We start from the raw sequence: 18,751 nt of genomic DNA, 5'->3' as shown, positions 1-18,751 counted from the left end.
GGCGAGGAGAGGAGCTGTTCGTGGCGTTGACCACGGCACCCGACCCGACCCGACGCGGCCCCGGATCCTCCCGGGCCCACGCTGAGCGGCGTGGGCCCGGACGCTTCCGGAACAGCGAAGGTCTGGCGGGGTACGTCTTCCTGTCGCCGTGGCTCATCGGCCTGATGGGTGTCACGGCAATCCCCATGCTGCTGTCGCTCTACCTGAGCTTCACCAACTACGACATCCTCACCCCGTTCTCCGAGGTGGAGTGGGTGGGGCTGACCAACTACGAACGGATGTTCACCGCCGACCCGTCCTACTGGCACGCGGTGCGGGTCACAGTGACCTTCGCGCTGATCGCTGTACCGCTGAAGCTGGCCGCGGCGCTCGGCGTGGCGCTGCTGCTCAACCGCGCCTGGCGCGGCGTCGGGTTGTTCCGCGGGCTGTTCTACCTGCCGTCCCTGCTCGGCGGCAGCGTCGCGCTGGCCATCGTCTGGGTCAACATGTTCAACCGCGACGGCGCGTTCAACTCGCTGCTGAGCCTCTTCGGCATCACCGGCAGACCGTGGGTCAACGACCCCGACTGGGCCCTCGAAACACTGATGGTGCTGGCCATCTGGCAGTTCGGCGCACCGATGGTGATCTTCCTGGCCGGGCTCAAGCAGGTGCCCACCGAGCTGTACGAGGCCGCGTCGGTCGACGGGGCCGGCCGGTTCCGCCAGTTCCGCAACGTCACCCTGCCGATGCTCTCCCCTGTCATCTTCTTCAACCTGGTGCTGGAGACCATCAACGGCTTCCAGGGCTTCACCGCCGCGTTCGTGCTCAGCAACGGCACCGGCGGCCCTGTCGACTCCACCCTGATGTACACGCTGAACCTCTACATCACCGGCTTCACCGACCTCAACATGGGCTACGCCTCGGCGATGGCCTGGGTGTTCCTGCTCGCCATCGCGGTCATCACCGCGATCTTCTTCAGCACCGGACGGTTCTGGGTGCACTACTCCGACGGGGAGGACCGGTGATGGTGACGGTGCCCCCGACGACCGCAGCGCCGCCGAACGCGCGCCGACGACCCGGCGGACGGCCCGTGCTGCGGCTGGTGATCCTGGTGGCGATCGTCGTTGTGGTGCTCTACCCGCTGATCTGGATGGTGGGCACCTCGCTGAAGTCCCAGGAGGAGATCGTCAACAACGTCGGGCTGCTGCCCGAGCGGTTCACCCCGGGCAACTACACCGCCGGGTGGTCCAACTTCGACGTCAGCTTCGGCCGGTTCTTCCTCAACAGCGCCATGGTCAGCCTGCTCACCGTCGTCGGCAACGGGCTGTCCTGCCTGCTGGCCGCGTACGCCTTCGCCCGGCTGCGGTTCCGGCTGCGCGGCATGTGGTTCGCCGTCATGATCGGCACGCTGCTGCTGCCCCAGCACGTGCTGATCGTTCCGCAGTACATCCTGTTCCGCACGCTCGGGCTGGTCGGCGGTGACTGGCCCTACCTGCCGCTGCTCATCCCGCAGTTTCTGGCCACCGAGGCGTTCTTCGTCTTCCTCATGGTGCAGTTCATGCGCGGCGTGCCCCGGGAGCTGGACGAGGCGGCCCGCATCGACGGCGCCGGCCCGTTCGGCATCTTCCGGCACATCATCCTGCCGCTGAGCCGCCCGGCGCTGGTCACCACGGCGATCTTCTCGTTCATCTGGACCTGGAACGACTTCTTCCGCCAGTTGGTCTTCCTGTCCCAACTGGAGGACTACACCGTCCCGGTCGCGCTGACCCTGTTCATCGACTCGACCAGCCAGAGCGCTGTCGGCCCGATGTTCGCCATGTCGGTGCTGTCGCTGCTGCCGGTCTTCCTGTTCTTCGTCGCGTTCCAGCGGATGCTCGTCGAGGGGATCAACACCAGTGGCATCAAGGGCTGAACCGGCAGCATGGGCCGAACCGGCAGCACGGACCGGACCCGCCGACACCGGCGAACGGCGGGACTGGCGCGACGCCGCCCGCGACGCCGCCGACCTCGCACTGCTCGGCATCCTGCTGACCCTCGCGGCGGCACCCCTGCTCACCGCCGCCGCGGCGGCGGGCACGGCCAGCGCGGCGGTGCACGACTGGACGCGTACCGGCAGCTGGCCGTCGGCGCGAACGACAGTGCGCCGGTTCGGCCGTTCGGTGCTGCCCGGTGTGCCGGTCAGCCTGCTCGCGCTCGCCGGCGCCGCGCTGCTCGCCGCCGACCTGGCGGCGCTGGCCACCGGCCGGGTGCCGGGCGGCCCGGTGGCGTTGCTGGTGACGGCGCTGATCGCGGCCAGCCTGGCCGGGTACGCCGGGCTGGTCGTCGTCGAGGTGGGCGGCAACGGGGGCGGGCGGTGGCGGGCCTCGGCCCGGTCCGCCGCCCGCGCCTGCCTCGACGCGCCCACCCGCTGGGCGGCGCTCACCGGGGTCGTCGCGCTGGCCGGGCTGCTCACCGTCCTGGTCACCCCGGTCGCGGTGCCGATCCTCGCCGGCTACACCGTGGCCGCCCTGCACGCCGTCGCCGTCCGCCGGCCGGTCACGGCCGCCGTCGTCGGCCGCCGGGAGCTGCCGTGAGCGGGGAGCCGGTGCGGCTGACGGTCGATGCCACGGAGGTGGCCGAGTACGTGCTCGACCCGGCGCTGGACCCGCGGCACGGACCCCGACCGTACCTGCACCCGGTCCGTACGCTCGGCGGAACGGTGGTCACCGACGCGCTCCCCGCCGACCACGTGTGGCACCTCGGCGCGTCCCTCGCGGTGCAGGACGTCGACGGCAGCAACCTCTGGGGCGGGCGCACCTACGTCCGCGACATCGGCTACACCTGGCGTGACGACCACGGCGTCATCGCGCACACCGGTGAGGTCGAACGGTCCCCGGGCCGGTACGTGCACGACCTCCAGTGGCGCGACCGGGCCGGCGGGGTCCTGCTGACCGAGCGGAGATGGCTCGCCGCGTCGGTGGTCGCACCGGACGCCTGGCGGCTCGACCTGGAGTCCGTCCTCGTCGCCCCGGACGCGCGGGACGTGCACCTGGGCAGCCCGGCCACCAACGGCCGACCGGGCGGGGCCGGCTACGGCGGGTTCTTCTGGCGGGCCGCCGCCGACGGCGAACCAGCGGTGTTCACCGCCGACGCGGCCGGGGAGGAGACGGTCAACGGCAGTGCCGCCCCGTGGCTCGCGCTGACCGGCGCCCGGTCGGGCGCTGGGGCGTACACCCTGGTTTTCGCGGGCCTCAGCCGGAACGACAGGTGGTTCGTGCGGACCGGGATGTATCCGGGGGTCTGCGTGGCGTTCGCGTTCGACCGCCCGGCGGTGGTGCCGGCCGGTGGGAGCCGGCACGGCCGGTACCGGGTGTGGGTGGCCGACGGGACTCTCGACCGGGATGGGGTCGCGGCCCTGGTCGCAACGGTGCCGTGAACCCGCGCGGCCCCGGTGGTCAGCGGGAGCGGTCGGTCAGCTCGCGGACGGCCAGTTGGTAGGCGGCCTGGGTGTGGTACGGCCAGTGCCCTTCGATCGGCGGCGGCACGGTGTCCGCCGGGTCGATGGTCAGGCTGCGGGGGTCACGCAGTCGAGTGTCGACGTCCACGCCGGGCGGTGCTCCGTCCGGGCCCGGAGGAAAGATGGGCCCGCCGATCGGGTCGGTGTCGCGCCACAGGTTGCGCCACCGCCAGCCGATCCGCCCGCCCAGGTCGCGAAGCGTCCGCGGCCCGAGGTACGCCGGGTAGAGCCGCGCGTAGGTGCGTCGCAGCGGTGAGCCGTAGGTCAACAGCGACACCCGGGCCAGCACGGACGGCGGTAGTTGCAGGATGGTGGCGGCGGCGAGCACCGAGCCGTGGCTGTGCCCGGAGATGACCACCGGCCCCCGCGCGGTGAGCCCGGTGACCCGTTTCGCCAGCTCAGGAACAGCGCGGGCGGCGTAGCAGGGCGGCGCGAACGGGTGGACCGTTCGGGGCCAGAACGTGCCGAGGTCCCACAGCACCGCCACCACCCGCCGGGTCTGGGAGGACCGGTACGCCCGAAAACCGAGGATCATGAGGCAGATCACCAGCAGGCTGATCACCCAGACTCCCGCGTCGGTGACGTACGCGGCGAGCACGGCGAACGCGCCCCCGTGCCCGCCGAGGCGGGCCGCGAGCTGGGTGGGACCGATCCCGATCACGTCGAAGGCGACGGTGGCCAGCCCGAGCGACGCGATCACCAGGAACGCGATCAGCACCGGGCCGAGTTCCTCGGTGATCCGGGACCGGGCGATGGTCTCCCGGACCAGGCGCAGCCGGTGCGTGTCCTGCGCCGGCACGTCGGGGTAGTCCCGTTCGATGATCCGCGCCGCCAGTCCCCGTCGCCGCCGGCGGCTCAGCAGGACGGTCGCCGAGGTCACCGCCGCCCCGATCAGCAGCGCGGCGAGCCCGGCGAGCGCCGCCCACCAGTAGGCCACCGGTGGTTCCAGCGGACCGACGATCGGCGGGTTGGGTCGGATCGGATCGGGGATGTCGCCGTGGTCGAGGGCGTCCGCGACGCGGTAGACCAGGGTCGCGGTGAAGGCGGCGCCGACGCTCACCGCCGCCGCAGCCATGATGGGGGTGCCGAGCCCGCGCAGGAAGGGGCGCTCGTCGTCGCGGGCGGCACGCTGCCGGGTGTACGTGACGATGGTGAGCACGACGAGCAGGACGCCCTGCGTGGCGACCACCCCGGCGGCGGCGCCCTCGTACCCGGGCAGCTTGCCCAGGCCGGCCGGTGCCGGGTCCGCGAGCGTGGCCGTGCCGAGGCAGCACACGGTCACCACAGCGGTGACCGCCCAGAGGGGGCGCAGGAGCCGTCGGGCCCTCGCCGGGCTGGCCGGGACGGGAAGGGCGAGCAGGACCACCTCGACCACGAGCAGCCCGACGGCGATCCCGAACAGCACGCCGTGACCGGGCGCGCCCACCCCACCCGGTGAGATGCCGGCGAGCAGGGCGACGTTCAGCGTTCCGACGCCGAGCACCACGTGGAGTTGGCGCAGCCAACCGGTGGTCTGTTCGTCCTGCCAGAAGTCGGCGTCGGTGAGACTCTCGGTCCGCCCGCCGGACCGGCGTGGCGCCGACGACGGGCCGAACCCCTCGAAGGCCCGCGCCGACCGGGTGCCGATGGCCCAGACGACCCGCAGCGCCAGCAGCGGAACGATCGACAGCAGGGCCAGTCGGGGCCCGGTCGGGAGGATGTGCAGCCAGGCCAGGTAGGGGCGGTTGGCCCGGCACCCGGGGTACGGCACGCACTGCCAGCCGACCAGGTCCAGCGTGACGCCCACCGCCGCCAGCATGAACGTGGCCGTGAGGGTGCCGGCGAGCAACCGGCACAGCGCGCCGAGCAGCCCCCACCGGTCGCGCCCCGGCGGCCGGAGCCAGATCGCCAGGTTGCTCAGCATGAAGGGCAGCAGCAGCAACATCGAGGCCGTCCGGACCGCCGCGCCGGCGGTCAGCGAACCCCAGCGGTACGCCTCGACGGCGACTCCGCCGGTGGCCCCGCCGGCGGTGCCGCTGCCCGGCCGGGGCCGGAAGAAGCCGGCGTGCGCGTCTCCGGCGACCCGTACCACGATCGGGTGGTCGAGGATCCGTTCGGCGGTGACCCCGGAGATGCCGTGTACGCGCAGCTCGACGGCGTCGCGCTCCGGCGTCCTGTCCACGCCGTCAGGGTCACAGACAATCCTCTCGCGCGCTGCCGATACCGCAAACGTCAACGGGCTGGGAGGGCGGCGGTGACTCGGATGGCCTTGACGATCGCCGGGATGGAGCCGATCAACAGCACCAGCCCCCAGATGATCGCGATGATCGCGAAGACCAGCGCCGCAACGTCGTCGACGATGCTGACCAGGATCACCGGCACCAGGTTGTGCAGGAACTCCAGCACGACAGTGCACAGCAGGGTGGTGAGGATCAGCAGGACGAGCCCCTTGTTCTGCAGGAATCGCGGCTGGGCCAGCACCAGCATCCCGGCCCACACCAGCTTGAGCAGCAGCACCAGCCCGAGCAGCACCGCCGCCTCGCCGACCGGAAAGAACCCCCACAGCGCCAGGTACGCCAGGGTGCCGAACGGGACGGCCAGGAACAGCGACACCATGATGGACAGCTCCACGAACGCGACGACCAGCGCGACCAGCCCGACGATGATCAGGATGATCGAGAAGATCAGACTGGCGACGCCCTGCACCCGACCCTGGACGCGCTCGGGCAGCAGCAGGCCCAGGCAGAACAGCCCGGTGCTCCAGACCGCCACCGCGTCGATCAGCGCCAGGTAGCCGGTGCCCCGGCCGGACGGTTCGCTGACCCCGGACACGTCGTCGATCTCCACGTCCAGCGCGCCGGCGCTGTCGGCGAGGGCCGCACCGGCGTCGCCGCCGCCGAGCAGCAGCCCGGCGCCGAGCTCCACCCCGATCGCCAGGACGATGGCGAGCATGGCCAGCAGCAGGAACGGCTTGCGCAGGTCACCCACGGCGGCACCTTCCTCTCGGTCCAGGTCGGGTCAGGAGGTGGCCACGACGACAGTGCAGCCGCCCAGGCCGGGGCAGACCAGACCCACCTCGGTGGCCTGATCGACGGCGATCTTCGCCACCGCGCCGGTGCCGTCCGCCGCCGGCTCCACCTCGTCGCGGATGGTGAGGTCGGCGTCGCCGGGCGCCGGGGCGACGACGGCGAACCGCGCCGCGCTGCGCAGCACCAGGGTGCGCAGCCCGCCAGGGTCCGCCACCCGCACCACGCAGCTGCCGGAAAACGCCAGCCGGCCCGTCTCGTCGGCGCAGTCGGCGCTGACCGTCGCCGGATCCACAGCGGAACTGTCGCCGCCCAGCGCGCCCAACCGGTCGACGAACCCGTGCCGGGCCCCCGGATCACCCCGGTCGTCGCGGCCCGCGCCGACCGCGACCGCGAAGAGCGCCACCAGCAGGACGGCGAGGAGCCCCAGCAGGGCCTTCTGCCGACCACTCATCGCGCCACGGCCTGCGCCACGATCTCGGTGAACCGGATCTCGTCGACGCCCGCGAAGTAGCGGTTGGTGCCCTGCGTCTTTCCGACCACCAGCAGCGTGACCTGGTGCGGGCCCTTGCTGAGCTGGACCGTGCCGACGTCCAGGAACTCCGTCTTGCGCACCGTCGGCGTGAAGCCCAGGAACGTGCCGCCGACCTGGTTGCCGTCGATGGCGAAGACCGTGTTGGCGTAGTCGAAGGAGGTGGTGCGTACCGCGGCGAAACGCCAGGTGCCGTCGGCCGGGATCTGCACCGTCACGGTGATCTTGTCGCCGATGGCCAGCCCCTGGAAGAACAACTGCTTGTCGCCGGACCAGGTCACCCCGCAGCAGTTGGGTTGCGCCTCCACCTTCGCCCCGTTCTTCGCCGGGGAGTTCACCACCGCGCTCGGCACCAGGCTCTCCGCCTCGACGGTGACCACCCGAGGCTCGCCGGGGGCCGGCTCGCCGTCGCGGGTCAGCAACACCACCCCCACGGCGATCACCACCAGCACCAAGGCCGCCGCGGCGGCGATCCACAACCACGGGGTACGCCGTGGCGGCGCGACCGCACGCACCTCGTAGGTGACCCGGCCGCTGGAGCGGGAACTCTCCTCCGGCGCGGTGTTCGCCGAGTACGCGAACCCGGTCATGTCGTAGCGGCGGGGCGGGGTGCCCGCCGGAACGGCCAGCTTGACCAGGAACGACACCGAGCCCTGGCCGGGTACCACCCGTTGGGGTTCGGCGACGGTGAACCAGGCCCGCTGGGAGCCGTCACCGGGTGCCACGTCGAACACCACAGTGTCCGGCGCGTTGCCCGGGTTGGAGACGGTGAAGGTCAGCTCGCCGCTGTTGCGCGGGTCGACTGTGAACTGCTCGGCGGCGGCGACGACCGCCCACTCGGTGGTCATGACGACTCCTCTTCCAGGACGATCTCGACAGTGGCCGAGGCGGGTTTCTCCGCCTCGACGATGCGGGTGATCACGGCGAGCTGACCGGCGGCGGCGACCGGCACCCGCACCACGACGTGGAAGGCCCGCTCGGCGGGCTCGTCGATGGCGAAGCCCGACATCCCGGTGGCCAGTTCCAGGGCGCGGCGCATTCCGTACGGGGTGCCGCGCCAGCGGGCCAGCAGGGCGGCGTTGGCCACCAGGTCGCGCAGCCGACCCACCGGCAGCGGCAGCGGGGTGTCCGGCCGGGGCGAGGCCACCACGTGGTCCATCGCCACCCAGCGGGTCAACCGCACGACCAGCCCGTCCGGCGCCCGGTACGGGTCGAACAGCGCGTCCACCTCGGCGAGGATCGCCTCGTCCGGGGCGTGCAGCCCCTCCATCACGTCCAGCAGCGCCCACAGCACGCTGCCCGGCACACAGGCCCGCTGATAGGCGGCGGGCAGCAGCCGTTCAATCGCCGAACGTCGCATCCTGGCGCACCACCTCGATGTCGTGCTCGCCGGAGCAGAGCAGCCAGGTATCGGGGACGGTCACCACGTCGGCGGTGGCCTGGTTAGCGCTGGGCGTCCAGGTGACCGCGTCGGCGCTGCGGTGCACGCCGCGTTCGCCGCTGGCCAGGATCAACCGCTCTGCCGCGCCGGTGCCGCCGGCTGTCGCGCTGGCGGCCGTCGGGCCGCTCACCGCGATGGCGTCGACCGGCACGAACCGGGTCCGGTCCCGCAACGGCAACCCGCAGTTGACCGACACCGCCTGCCACTGCGGCTGGGCGGCCAGGGTGTCCAGCCGCAGCACCCCGCCGCTCTGTGTGGCCGCCACGGCCTGCTGACCGGTGAACGCGAGGTCCCGGCAGGTGCCGCCGAGCCACCCGGGCTGCATCGACTGCCACTTCACGTCGGACTCGAACAGCCGGGTGCGGTGGCAGCCCTGGCCGGGCTTCTTCGGATCCGGTTCGCCCGCGCCGCTCCACAGCAGGGTGGCCGGGCCGTCGTACTGAACGGCGAGGACCCGGTTGTCCACGTTGGCCAGACCGACGTGGGTGAAGCTGCCGGGTCGGCCGCCGCTGGTCGACAGGTACACCCCGAAGCTGGCCTGCGCGGCCACCGCCACCCCCGGCGCGCCCCGCTCGGAAACGAACGTGCGGACCGCGTAGAAGCCCCGGTCGGCGTCGGACGGGTCGACCAGGATCTGCAACGGCACCGCCCCGGGCAGCAGCGACACCTCGTACAGGCCGGTGTCGGTGGCCACCAGCAGCGCGCCCGCGCCGTCGCGGTCCAGCCAGGCCAGGTCGGAGATCCGCGCGTCCAGGTCGGTGAGCAGGGACCACGTCTCGCCCAGGTCGGTGCTCAGGTGCACCCGGGAGCCGCCCGAGGCGCGCAGCGTCACCACGGCCACCGAGCCGGGACGCGCGACGATGCCCGGCCGTACCGGCGCGGGCGCGGGTGCCACCCGCAGCACCGTCTCGTCGTCGAAGCGACCGGCCGGTTCCCAACCCGCGCCGCCGTTGCTGGAGCGGAACAGCACCGGGCCGCGCCCGGCGTACCAGGTGCGCGGCTGGTACTGGTCCACGGCCAGGGCCCGGACGTCGGCGTCGGGGGCCTCGTCGACGACGAACCGCACCGACTCGACATAGCGCACCCCCGGCTCGGCGTGCTCCAGCAGCCGGTACACGTTGGACGCCCGCAGCGGCTCACCGAACGGCCAGCCGGTCGGGTTGAGCGCGGTCGGCAGCGGGCTCAACGTCTGATGCAGCCGGTCGTGGATGCGGCGACGGACCGCGTCCACGTCCTCCTCGCGGCGGACCACCACCCGGGCCCGCACGGACACCGCCTTGAACCGCGCCCAGGTGGCCCGGGAGCGGATGCCGACCATCCGGCGTTCCTCCAGGTCCGCCTCGACCCGGTGCCGCGCCTCGGGCACCTCGTGCTCGCGCAGCACCGCCACCGGCAGCCGACCGCCCGGTCGGGCCGCCTCCGGCACATACGGCACCAGCACCACCTCGACCTCGCCCGGCCGGGCGAAGCTGTACACCGCCGCGCGGGTGAACGCCCGCGCCCGGGCCACCGCGCCGGAACTGGTCGCGAGGACCTCGAAGTCGCGAGCGGTGACCGCCCGCTGCTGGGCGAAGAACTCGTACGGGCCGCGCAGCAGCACCGACTCCAGCGCCTCCATCTCCCGCCCGCCGGCCGCCGGGGTGGGGTTGTCCACGCGTACCCCGGGTAGTGGGTCGCGCAGGCTGGTCAGCGTGCCCGCCGCCACGTTGCCGGTGGGCCCGCCGCCGGCGCGGTACCAGAGCCGGATCTGCCGTCCGGCCGGCGGCACCGCCGCGACGGTCACCGGCGGTACGGTGCTCGTTGGCGCGGCCGCGTCGGCCGTGGCCTCGCCATGCGGGGTCGCCCCGGCGGGGGGTCGCAGGTCGAGGGCCGGGGCGAAGATGACAGTGCCGGAGCAGCGGTCGACCAGGTACGCCTTGGCCTGCGGACCGAGCCCGGCGAAGCTCTCCACCGGCTGCCAGATCTCGAACGTGCGACCGTCGTGCTCGCGGGCCGCCGCGCCCAGCTCGACAGTGCCGGCCGGCACCTCCACCCCGAGCAGCAGGTCAAGCGCCTCGGCGGTGTGTGTCAGCGGCGCGTGCGTCGCGCGCAGCACCTGCCCCGGCTGGCCGGTGCCAACCCCGAGCAACTCCGCCTCGACCGGTTCGCAGTGGTGCATCCGTACCGTCACCGACGTCTCGTCGGCGGGCAGCAGCGTCGGTTCGGTGGTGACGAACACGACCGGCCGGGGGTCCGCGCCCCGGGCCGCGGCGACCCGCAGGCCGGCCGGGATCCGGACCGCGCCGCGGTCGGTGCCGGTGCGGGTGAACCGGACGTCCGCCCAGGCCGCGGTCGGCGCGTGCCGGGTGACCCCGAGCAGGTTCAGAAACGAGACGTACGCCTTCTCCGGTAACTGGTTCAACCGGTAGATCATCACCTCGGTGAGGTGCGCGAACGTCTCCACCAGCGCCATGCCGGGATCGTGCGCGGACAGGTCGGTCCACGCCGGGCAGGACTGGCGGATCCGTTCCCGGGCCTCGGTGACCAGGTCGAGGAAGCCGCGATCGTCCAGGTGCGGCACGGGCAGCGTCATGACGCTCCTCCCTGAGCGGGCTCGTCGACCGGGAGCAGATCCACGGAGAAGACCAGTTGCCCGGGGGTCAGGCTGGCCCGCACCCGGTAGTCCAACCGGATCACCAACCGCCACGCGTCGTCCGGGTCCGGCCCGGCGTCCACGTCGATCACCTCGACCCGGGGCTCCCAACGGGCGATGGCCTGCCGGACGTAGTGGATGGCCAGACCGGCAGTGGTGTCGTTGTTGGGCGCGAAGACCAACCGGTGCAGCCGGGAGCCGTAACCGGGTCGCATCAGCCGCTCACCCGGCGTGGTCGACAGGAGCAGGAACAGCGCCTGCCGTACGCTCTCGTCGCCCTCGGTCATCGCCAGGCCGCCGGCCGCGGTGAGCGCCAACCCACCGGCGCGGCCGGCGTCGAAGCCGGCGCCGACGAAGCGGAAGGCCCTCATCGGTCCGCCCCCAGGAACTGCTGGCGGGTGTCGCGCACCGTGTGCTTGACCAGCCCCGGCGGTGTGCCGTTGGTGAACCCCTCCAGGTGCGACAGCACCACCCGGTGCCCGTCGACGCGGACCCAGTCGCTGTAGCCGACCCGGACGGTCAGCGTCGTCGTGCACGCCTTGATGGTCGGGCCGTAGTTCGGGCAGGCAACGATTGTGCGTCCCTCCGGGTCGTCGTCGACGAGCACGGGCACGCCGGTGACTGTCACCCACTGCCGCGAGGGTCGGTTCTCGACCCGGCCGTCGTGATCGCAGGTGATCACGGAGTCACTGTGGATCCAGCGCATCAGCCGCCTCCTTCGTGGTGGGCGCGGGCGAGCGAACGGGCCTGCTCCGCCGCGGTGGTCGGGTCCTCGGTCGAGTCGGCGTGCAGGAAGTCCACGCTGCGGGCGCGCACCACCATGGCCCGCCCGGGTGCGGAGATCACCAGGTCGGACGCCGCGTGAAGGGTGGCCAGGTCGGGGGTCAGCTCCAGGAAACTGCCGCCCTCGGTGCCCAGCCGCAGACTGCGCCGCACGTCGTCGACGACGATCGACTGCCCGCCGGCGGTGCGCATCGTCCAGCGGCGGGCCTTTCCGTCGTCGATGCCCGCGTCGTACGGCTCGACGGCGCCGAACAGCGAACCGAGCACGATGCCCGAGGCCGGCTCGCCGCCGGGCAGCACCACCAGCACGGTGTCACCCGGATCGGGCAGCGCCACCAGCCCCTTGCCCGGCCCGGCCCCGGGGCAGAGCACGGCGAGCCAGCCGGCGTCCAGGTCCCCGTACGCCGGCAGGGTCAACCGGACCCGGCCCAGCCCGTCCGGGTCGGCGACGTCGGTGACGCTGCCGAGGGTGACCACCGCCCCGCCGGTCGGTGTCGCCGGGGTGGCCGGTGGCACCGTGGAGAAACGTGTCAGGTGCCCGTTGCCGTCCACTGTGTGCACCACCTCGGTCAGCACGTACGTCCCGGCGACCGGGTCGGGCACCCCTCCGAGGTCAACGCGGCGGCCCGGCCGTAGCACCGGATCGCCCTCGGCCACCCCCTCGGCCGTGGCCAGCGCCGCCGCCCGGGTGTCCAGCCGGGCCTGGGCCAGCGCCGCCAACTCGTCGTCGCTGCGGCCGGGCTGGTCCACGGCGGTGCGAACGCCGTCGGCACCCACGTCGGCCGGGTCCGGGCGGTCGTCGGCGGATCGGCCGCAGCGGGCCTCGTCGACCTGCTGGCTGATCACCTCGGCCCGCTGCGGGTGCCAGCCCAGTGCCGCACTGGCACCGCTGGCCTGGTCGGTGTTGGTGGACAGCCGCAGGGTGTGCACCCCCGCGCCGAGCGTCAACGCGACCGGCTCCCCGTAGCCGGCGAGAGTGATCAGTCGGACGCCGTCACCGTCGGCGGCCAGGTGCAGCCCGGCCCGGCCGGCGACCTCGCGCAGCAGCTCCAGGTCGCTGTGCCGGTGCTGGAGCAGCCGCTCCAACCGAGGGCCGTCGACCTCGGCGGTCACCGCCAGCCCCACCGCGCCGCACAGCTCCCGGGCCAGCTCGACGGCGGTCACCGAGGTGAAGACCCGCAACCCCTGCCGCTTGCGCAGCCGGTGCAGCGGGTCGTACGCCCGCAGCCGCAGCACCGCCGCCCCGTCGGCGGCGTACTCCACCTCCACGCAGGTGACCTCACCGGTGAACAGAGCGTCCTTCTGGTCGGCGAGCCGCACGTCGAGCGCCGAGCCGGGGCGTACCGCCGGGTCGAACGCGCCGGTCCCGGCGGTGGTGGCGAGCACCAACTCGGCCTGGGTGGGCTGGTTGAGCCGGGCCGCCACCCGCAGTGAGCGGACCCGCTGACGAGCCGCGCCGACCAGCTCGACGCCGTCGAGCAGGACGATCAACGCCCGGGGCGCGACGCTGGTCATGGCGTACCCCGGGGAGTGCCGGACCCGCTCGGAGCCGCGCCGGTCGGGCCGGTGGCCGCGTCCCACGGCGCGCCGGCGACCGAGGCGCCCAGGTACGACGCTTCCGCGCCCACCGCGCCCACCGCATCGGCCACCGACCGCGCCAACCCGGTCGCCGAACCGGTGCCGGCGCTCGGTGGGACGGCGAGGGTGGTGCCGGCCGGCACGGCGAGAGGATCGGTGATCCGGTTGTGTTCGGCCAGCAGCCGCCAGCGCAGCGGTGAGCCCAGCGCGTCGTTGGCCAGCAGGTCGAAACGCACACCGGAGCGACCCGGCTCGGCAGCGCCGTCACCGGCGGCGATCACCGCGCTGCCCGGCGCGGCGGTCGGGGTGCTCGCGGCGGCCAACTCCTCGGCGAAGCCGGCCTCTGCCTGATCGGCCGTCTCGGCGGCGCGGACCAGCTTCAGCCGCAGCCAGGATCGCCGCGGCGACCCGGTGCCGGTGAACGCGTCGAACCGTTCCGCCACCGCGATGATCACACCCGGCACGTTCCAGGTCTTGCCCCAGACCAACCGGACCAACGGCGGTCGCAGCCAACCATGCTCGGCGGTGGAATTCTCCGCCAGCATCCACAGCGGACGGGTGAGCACCCGGACGTCGGCCGGACGCAGTTGCGCCTCCACGAAGTCGACGTCGAAGAGCAGGTCCAACACCAGTTCGGTACGGCCACCGCCGGTGAAGACCAGCGGATCGTCGGCCAGACCGGACCCGGTGAGCTGCCCGCCGCCGGCACCCCGCTGCCGTACGCCGGCGAGCCGGGTCACCTGCACGGTCTCCGGGTTGAGCAGGCAGTCCACCCGAACGCCTGAGGAGTCGATGAGGAAGGCGACGCGTTCCATCAGTCACCCGCCTGTTCCCGGTCCAGTCGGGTCAGCTGGGCGGTGTCCACCGCCGCGCCGGCGACCGACCACAGTGCCGTGTCGTCGGGCAGTGCCGGCCACGGATCGACGCTCCGCGCCGCCGTGCCTGTCGGCGGCCCGTCGATGCCCGTCGGTCGTCCGCCGCCGGCCGTTGCCGTCCCGGCGTCGCGCAGCGCGGCCGGGTGTCCGGGTGGTTCCGGTTCGCCGGGCAGGGCCAGCCAGGGTCCACCGTCCGCGAGGCGATCCAGGTCGCCGCGCGCAGAGGCGGACGGGTTCCCAGCGCTCGTCGCCGTCGAACCGGTCCAGGATGCGTCGACCCCGCCCTGGTTCGGCCTGTTCAGAAGGCGGTGCACAGCCGCTGCGTCCACTGGCGACGTCCGGGACGCGCTCGGTGCATCACCACGCGGGTGCCGGCTCTGGTCCTCCCTGGGCGAGGGCTGACCGTCCGAGTCGCCCCGGAACCCGTCGCGACCACCCGAGAGCCGGCCGGCGGTCTGTCGTACGGAGGGCGAGCCGGTGGAACGCCAGTGGTCGACCTCGCCGGACCACCGTGTGTCCAGGGACGGGTGTGAGGTGGTTCGGGTGGCTTCGGCCTCCGTCCGGTGCGGGCGGCCGCTCGACGAACTGTGCGGCCCGAAGACCATGGAACGGACCGGCTGCCGGGGTCCATCCGCCCGGGACAACCCGCTCGCGTCAACGGTCGTGGTGTCGACGGCCGTGGTGTCGAGGGCTGTGGTGTCGCCCTGGGCCGCCCGCCGTACCGGAGGCACCGCCGCGCCCGGTCCCGCCGGCCAGGTCGAACCGTTCGGCGGGGTTGTCAGGCCCGAGCTGGACGAAGGCGTCCCGTCGCTGGATGGGCCGGCAGCACCGGTCCCCGTACCGGCGGGCTGGTCACCGGCCCGGGACGAGCGGCCCGACCTGCCGGTTCGGCCCTCGGCCCGCGACCTCGTCGGCCCCGTGTCCCCGCTCGCACCGGGACCGCCCACGTCCCCCTCGTTGCCGATCCTGCCGGACCCGCCGGACCCGCCGGACCCGCCGGACCCGCCGGACCCGCCGGACCCGCCGGACCCGCCGAGCCGGTCGGGCCCGCCGGACCTGGCGTTCGCGACCGGGTCCGCACCGTCGGCGTCGACCCGACCGGTTGATTCGCCCTGCCCGCCGCTCCGGACCACGGGCTCGGCGTTGCCGGCCGGGGAAGGGGCGAGGTCCAGGTCGTGCAGCAGGCCGGGCGCGTGGGTGGCGACCAGGTCCAGCCAGTGCCGCGGCGGCTCCCCGAAACGGCGTGGTGTCGCCTCGGGTGTCTGCGACGGCGGCTGAAGGTGGCTGGCGGGCTCGACCCGCCCGGCGAGGCGCTGCACCACCCCGGCCGCCGAGCGCAGCCGGCCGGCCAGCCAGCTACGCGGGCGTCGGCGCGGTGGCACCGCCGGTCTCCAGCTCCAGGCCCTCGTAGCGCAGGGTCAGCGAGGCGATGGCGATCTCGTGGCTGAGGGTGTTGAGGTGTGCCCCGCGCCACCGGGTCGGCCAGGCGTCGATGAGGTTCCAGCGCAGCACCTCGGCCGTCCCGACCGAGTCGAGCAGCACCACGGAGACGTTGCGCCGGTTGAGGGTTCCCTGGGCGGTGGCGTTCACCCAGTCCCACAGCTCGCGGGAGGCGGTGAGGCCGAAGTGCAGCGTCACGGGCTCGTACTCGGCCTGACCGGGCACCATCCGCATCCGGCCCAGGCCGTGCTCCCGGTACGGCTGCCCGGGGATGTTCACCTCCAACCCGGTCATCTCGGTGAAGTGGCCGTTGGTGACGCCGTTGATGAGCAGTCGGAAGTTGTACGCCCGGTACGGGTCGACCGGGGCCCCGGGTTGCGGGGTGGCGGTGGCGGGCATGTCAGCCTCCGATCGTCTCGGTCTCGGTGCCGCCGGCCCACTGGCTCAGCTTGAACACCACGAATTCGGCGGGCTTGACGACCGCGATGCCGATGTGGGCGATCACCATGCCCGCGTCGCGGACGTCCGCGGGGTTGGTCTCCTCGTCGCACTTGACGAAGAACGCCTCCTCCGGGCTGCGCCCCAGCAGCGCGCCGTCCCGCCAGACCCGGGTGAGGAACGCCCCGATGTCGCGCCGGATCGAACGCCAGAGGGTGAAGTCGTTGGGCTCGAACACCATCCACCGGGTGCCGTTGGCGATGGCCTGCTCGATGGCGATGCTGAGGCGTCGGACGTTGAGGTAGCGCCACTCGCTGGCCTCGGCGGCGAGCGTACGGGCGCCCCAGACGCGGATGCCCTCGCCGGCGAAGTAGCGGATCACGTTGACGCCCTTGGGGTTGAGCACGTCGTGTTCCGGTCGGGTGACCAGGTAGCTCAGGTCGACGGCGCCGCGCACCGGCTCGTTGGCAGGTGCCTTGTGCACGCCGCGCAGGGCGTCGGTGCGGGCCCAGATGCCGGCCAGGTGCCCGCTCGGCGGAGTGAGTTCCAACTCGCCGCTGATCGGGTCGCGCACCCGCAGCCAGGGGTAGTAGAACGCGCCGAACTCGGACTGTCGCGGCCGGTAGGCGGCCCCCTCGTGGCCGCCGGAGCCGCCCGGCTGGGCCGGACCGCCGCCGGCCGGACCGCCGCCCGTACCCTCGGCGGGCTTGGAGGGTTTGCCGGAGGACGGCGTGGCGACCCGGGTCAACGCGGAGATGTCGTCGATGTCGGGTGCCGGGTCGCAGATCGCGACCATGGTGCGGGTGCGCTCGGCCATGCTGAGCAGCGCCTCGTGGGACACCACGTCGTGGAAACCGGGCGCGGCGATGATGGAGATCTCGTCGACGGCCTCCAGTAGTTGCAGGCCGCCACGCCGCTGCCCGGTGCCGGTGATCGCGCCACCCTCGCCGACGTTGACCACCCAGCAGCGGGCGCCGCCGTTGTCCAGGAAACCGAAGACCGCCCGGGCCAGCGGGGTGCTCTCCACCCGCTCGCCGGCGGCGAAGAGCCGCAGGAACTCCGTCCAGTTGTTGACCGGCACCGCCCTGCCCAGGTGGGCGGAGCGGTCCGGGGCGACGCCGACGAAGGCGGCGATGCTGGTGCTCGCCGGCCCGATCGGTCGGGCGCCGCTGGGGACCTCCTCGACATAGATGCCGGGGGAGAAGTAACTGGGCATCGGTCCTCCTGTGCCTGTGGGTGTCAGTGGGTCGGTGGCGCGCAGACGATGACGATGTCGTCCTCACCCGGGTCGACGTCGGCGGTGAGGACGAGCCCGCGTCCGCTCAGCCGCAACCGGACCGGGCCCGGGTGCTCGGGGTCGTGCGGGACGCCGACGATCAGGAACCGGCCCTGCGGGTCGGTGTGGGTGGCGGACCCGCTGCCGGGCAGCTCGACCCGCATCGCGGCCAGTGGCTGCTCCTGGGGGCCGACCACCCGACCACTGAGGCTGCGTACGTCGAGTTGCCGCAACCGCAGCGGTTGCAGCACCGGCGGCGCGGCCGGAGTCGGGTGGTCCACCTGCGCCGCAACGTCGATCAGCAACGCCGGTCGGGGCGCCGTACCGAACGCCGCCCACAGTGGTGGATCACCGGCCTCAAGCACGACCGGGTAACTGCCGTCGCTGGTCGCGGCGGTGAGCACCCGGTCCAGCCGGGGCAACCCGGCCGGACCGGTGACGCAGAGCAGGTGGCGGACCGTGAACCGGTACGGTTCGCGGACCGCGCCGCTGGAGCGGGTCTGCCGGGCCGGGCGCAGCTCCAGCGGCCAGAGGGTGAGCCCGTCGGCGTCGTCGCACGCGCGGGGCGGGCCGACCGGGACCGGTTCCCCCGCCGCGCTGGTCACCCAGGCGACCAACTCGGCGGTGGCGGTCTCGATCGGTCCGCGCCCGTGGGTGGTCATCGCGGCGGCGTTCCCTGGATCCGGTACGCGATGGCCTCGTTCCACACGTGCGGGTAGACGCCGATCTCGAAGTACCGGGTGAAGCGGTTGATCGGCGCGTTGGTGTGGTCGTGGTAGAGCAGCCACACCGGCGCGATGGTGAACAGGACGTAGTTGGCCAGCACCAGCGGGATGTAGAGCGGCCCGAGCAGGCGGCCCTGGAAGATGTGCACGTCCTCGTGCCGCTGGATGCCGGAGCTGGAGCCGGCGCAGACGGTGCCGATGGTGGTGGCGTAGCGGGGCGAGACCCCCTCCACCACGCTGACCCGACCGCTGTTCAGTGACGTTGGCCGGTCCAGCGAGTGCCCGAAGATCAGGTGCACGGTCAGGTAGATGGCGCCGGCGACAGTGTTGAGCAGACTCCAGGTGTGGTCGACGACGAAGAGGAAGATGCCACGGGCGTCCGAGGCGTACACCCCGGCGGAGGCCACCGACCAGCCGAAGACCGCGCCGACCACCAGGCCCACGACGGCGCCGATCAGCAGCCCGATCGAGCCACCGGCGAGGAAGCCGAGCAGGGCGGCGAAGCCGACCTGAATGACTGCGCTGAGAATTCCGAAGACCATGACAGCACC

Annotated in this window: 19 protein-coding genes; 4 read left to right on the top strand and 15 right to left on the bottom strand. The window is 73.1% G+C overall.

From position 1 onward, the window contains the following. Positions 1 to 20 precede the first annotated feature (20 nt). The 4 genes from ACIA47_RS01075 to ACIA47_RS01060 are packed head-to-tail and all read left to right on the top strand — an operon-like array spanning position 21 to position 3,394. Entirely contained in the window at positions 21 to 1,004 is a 984-nt protein-coding gene (locus ACIA47_RS01075) for a carbohydrate ABC transporter permease (protein WP_396704370.1), read from the top strand. Continuing rightward, positions 1,004 to 1,891: a carbohydrate ABC transporter permease gene (locus ACIA47_RS01070; RefSeq protein ID WP_396704368.1), complete on the top strand. Its 888-nt coding sequence runs from the start codon at positions 1,004 to 1,006 to the stop codon at positions 1,889 to 1,891. The genes ACIA47_RS01075 and ACIA47_RS01070 overlap by 1 nt, the downstream gene beginning before the upstream one ends. After that, complete coding sequence (locus tag ACIA47_RS01065; protein WP_396704366.1) at positions 1,875 to 2,552, top strand: hypothetical protein; 678 nt, start codon at positions 1,875 to 1,877, stop codon at positions 2,550 to 2,552. The genes ACIA47_RS01070 and ACIA47_RS01065 overlap by 17 nt, the downstream gene beginning before the upstream one ends. Continuing rightward, positions 2,549 to 3,394, top strand: a complete 846-nt coding sequence (locus ACIA47_RS01060; protein ID WP_396704364.1) for a PmoA family protein — start codon at positions 2,549 to 2,551, stop codon at positions 3,392 to 3,394. The genes ACIA47_RS01065 and ACIA47_RS01060 overlap by 4 nt, the downstream gene beginning before the upstream one ends. Before the next feature lie 19 nt (positions 3,395 to 3,413). On the opposite strand, the gene ACIA47_RS01055 is transcribed toward ACIA47_RS01060, so the two are convergent. From ACIA47_RS01055 to ACIA47_RS00985, 15 genes are read right to left on the bottom strand one after another with little or no spacing between them, the layout of a single operon-like run. Beyond that, on the bottom strand, positions 3,414 to 5,636 hold the full coding sequence (locus ACIA47_RS01055; RefSeq protein WP_396704362.1) for a hypothetical protein: 2,223 nt from the start codon (positions 5,634 to 5,636) through the stop codon (positions 3,414 to 3,416). A 50-nt stretch (positions 5,637 to 5,686) separates the two neighbouring features. Then, the gene (locus ACIA47_RS01050) at positions 5,687 to 6,442 is read right to left on the bottom strand and encodes a hypothetical protein (RefSeq protein WP_396704360.1); all 756 of its coding nucleotides are present in this window, start codon (positions 6,440 to 6,442) and stop codon (positions 5,687 to 5,689) included. A 30-nt stretch (positions 6,443 to 6,472) separates the two neighbouring features. Next, the gene (locus tag ACIA47_RS01045) at positions 6,473 to 6,934 is read right to left on the bottom strand and encodes a hypothetical protein (protein WP_396704358.1); all 462 of its coding nucleotides are present in this window, start codon (positions 6,932 to 6,934) and stop codon (positions 6,473 to 6,475) included. Next, entirely contained in the window at positions 6,931 to 7,860 is a 930-nt protein-coding gene (locus tag ACIA47_RS01040) for a hypothetical protein (protein ID WP_396704356.1), read from the bottom strand. Before ACIA47_RS01040 ends, ACIA47_RS01045 begins: the two co-directional genes overlap by 4 nt. Next, positions 7,857 to 8,372: a phage tail protein gene (locus ACIA47_RS01035; RefSeq protein WP_091398506.1), complete on the bottom strand. Its 516-nt coding sequence runs from the start codon at positions 8,370 to 8,372 to the stop codon at positions 7,857 to 7,859. The genes ACIA47_RS01040 and ACIA47_RS01035 overlap by 4 nt, the downstream gene beginning before the upstream one ends. After that, on the bottom strand, positions 8,353 to 11,025 hold the full coding sequence (locus tag ACIA47_RS01030; protein ID WP_396704354.1) for a putative baseplate assembly protein: 2,673 nt from the start codon (positions 11,023 to 11,025) through the stop codon (positions 8,353 to 8,355). The genes ACIA47_RS01035 and ACIA47_RS01030 overlap by 20 nt, the downstream gene beginning before the upstream one ends. Continuing rightward, complete coding sequence (locus tag ACIA47_RS01025; protein WP_396704352.1) at positions 11,022 to 11,456, bottom strand: GPW/gp25 family protein; 435 nt, start codon at positions 11,454 to 11,456, stop codon at positions 11,022 to 11,024. Before ACIA47_RS01025 ends, ACIA47_RS01030 begins: the two co-directional genes overlap by 4 nt. Further along, positions 11,453 to 11,791 (bottom strand): hypothetical protein, encoded by a 339-nt coding sequence (locus tag ACIA47_RS01020; protein WP_396704350.1) that lies wholly within the window; start codon positions 11,789 to 11,791, stop codon positions 11,453 to 11,455. The genes ACIA47_RS01025 and ACIA47_RS01020 overlap by 4 nt, the downstream gene beginning before the upstream one ends. Beyond that, the gene (locus tag ACIA47_RS01015) at positions 11,791 to 13,383 is read right to left on the bottom strand and encodes a contractile injection system protein, VgrG/Pvc8 family (protein ID WP_396704348.1); all 1,593 of its coding nucleotides are present in this window, start codon (positions 13,381 to 13,383) and stop codon (positions 11,791 to 11,793) included. Before ACIA47_RS01015 ends, ACIA47_RS01020 begins: the two co-directional genes overlap by 1 nt. Continuing rightward, on the bottom strand, positions 13,380 to 14,261 hold the full coding sequence (locus ACIA47_RS01010) for a hypothetical protein (protein ID WP_396704346.1): 882 nt from the start codon (positions 14,259 to 14,261) through the stop codon (positions 13,380 to 13,382). The genes ACIA47_RS01015 and ACIA47_RS01010 overlap by 4 nt, the downstream gene beginning before the upstream one ends. Then, positions 14,261 to 15,703, bottom strand: coding sequence for a hypothetical protein (locus tag ACIA47_RS01005; RefSeq protein ID WP_396704344.1), 1,443 nt, complete (start codon positions 15,701 to 15,703; stop codon positions 14,261 to 14,263). The genes ACIA47_RS01010 and ACIA47_RS01005 overlap by 1 nt, the downstream gene beginning before the upstream one ends. After that, positions 15,678 to 16,160, bottom strand: coding sequence for a phage tail protein (locus ACIA47_RS01000; RefSeq protein ID WP_396704342.1), 483 nt, complete (start codon positions 16,158 to 16,160; stop codon positions 15,678 to 15,680). The genes ACIA47_RS01005 and ACIA47_RS01000 overlap by 26 nt, the downstream gene beginning before the upstream one ends. A 1-nt stretch (position 16,161) precedes the next feature. Next, positions 16,162 to 17,415, bottom strand: a complete 1,254-nt coding sequence (locus ACIA47_RS00995; RefSeq protein ID WP_396704340.1) for a phage tail sheath family protein — start codon at positions 17,413 to 17,415, stop codon at positions 16,162 to 16,164. Positions 17,416 to 17,438: 23 nt separating this feature from the next. Further along, positions 17,439 to 18,137, bottom strand: a complete 699-nt coding sequence (locus ACIA47_RS00990) for a carboxypeptidase-like regulatory domain-containing protein (RefSeq protein WP_396704338.1) — start codon at positions 18,135 to 18,137, stop codon at positions 17,439 to 17,441. Then, complete coding sequence (locus ACIA47_RS00985; RefSeq protein WP_396704336.1) at positions 18,134 to 18,742, bottom strand: glycine zipper family protein; 609 nt, start codon at positions 18,740 to 18,742, stop codon at positions 18,134 to 18,136. The genes ACIA47_RS00990 and ACIA47_RS00985 overlap by 4 nt, the downstream gene beginning before the upstream one ends. Positions 18,743 to 18,751: the final 9 nt, after the last annotated feature.

The sequence above is a fragment of the Micromonospora sp. NPDC051227 genome (assembly GCF_044455385.1).
In the GTDB taxonomy this organism is placed as follows: Bacteria; Actinomycetota; Actinomycetes; order Mycobacteriales; family Micromonosporaceae; genus Micromonospora.
The sequence above is the reverse complement of the archived record's forward strand: the minus strand, read 5'-3'. Positions and strand labels throughout refer to the sequence as shown.

Coding starts and splice junctions, on each gene's coding strand:
- ACIA47_RS00995 (WP_396704340.1), bottom strand. CDS start 17,415: ATGCCCAGTTACTTCTCCCCCGGCATCTATGTCGAGGAGGTCCCCAGC.
- ACIA47_RS01070 (WP_396704368.1), top strand. CDS start 1,004: ATGGTGACGGTGCCCCCGACGACCGCAGCGCCGCCGAACGCGCGCCGA.
- ACIA47_RS01010 (WP_396704346.1), bottom strand. CDS start 14,261: ATGGAACGCGTCGCCTTCCTCATCGACTCCTCAGGCGTTCGGGTGGAC.
- ACIA47_RS00985 (WP_396704336.1), bottom strand. CDS start 18,742: ATGGTCTTCGGAATTCTCAGCGCAGTCATTCAGGTCGGCTTCGCCGCC.
- ACIA47_RS01045 (WP_396704358.1), bottom strand. CDS start 6,934: ATGAGTGGTCGGCAGAAGGCCCTGCTGGGGCTCCTCGCCGTCCTGCTG.
- ACIA47_RS01035 (WP_091398506.1), bottom strand. CDS start 8,372: ATGCGACGTTCGGCGATTGAACGGCTGCTGCCCGCCGCCTATCAGCGG.
- ACIA47_RS01040 (WP_396704356.1), bottom strand. CDS start 7,860: ATGACCACCGAGTGGGCGGTCGTCGCCGCCGCCGAGCAGTTCACAGTC.
- ACIA47_RS01020 (WP_396704350.1), bottom strand. CDS start 11,791: ATGCGCTGGATCCACAGTGACTCCGTGATCACCTGCGATCACGACGGC.
- ACIA47_RS01015 (WP_396704348.1), bottom strand. CDS start 13,383: ATGACCAGCGTCGCGCCCCGGGCGTTGATCGTCCTGCTCGACGGCGTC.
- ACIA47_RS01030 (WP_396704354.1), bottom strand. CDS start 11,025: ATGACGCTGCCCGTGCCGCACCTGGACGATCGCGGCTTCCTCGACCTG.
- ACIA47_RS01025 (WP_396704352.1), bottom strand. CDS start 11,456: ATGAGGGCCTTCCGCTTCGTCGGCGCCGGCTTCGACGCCGGCCGCGCC.
- ACIA47_RS00990 (WP_396704338.1), bottom strand. CDS start 18,137: ATGACCACCCACGGGCGCGGACCGATCGAGACCGCCACCGCCGAGTTG.
- ACIA47_RS01000 (WP_396704342.1), bottom strand. CDS start 16,160: ATGCCCGCCACCGCCACCCCGCAACCCGGGGCCCCGGTCGACCCGTAC.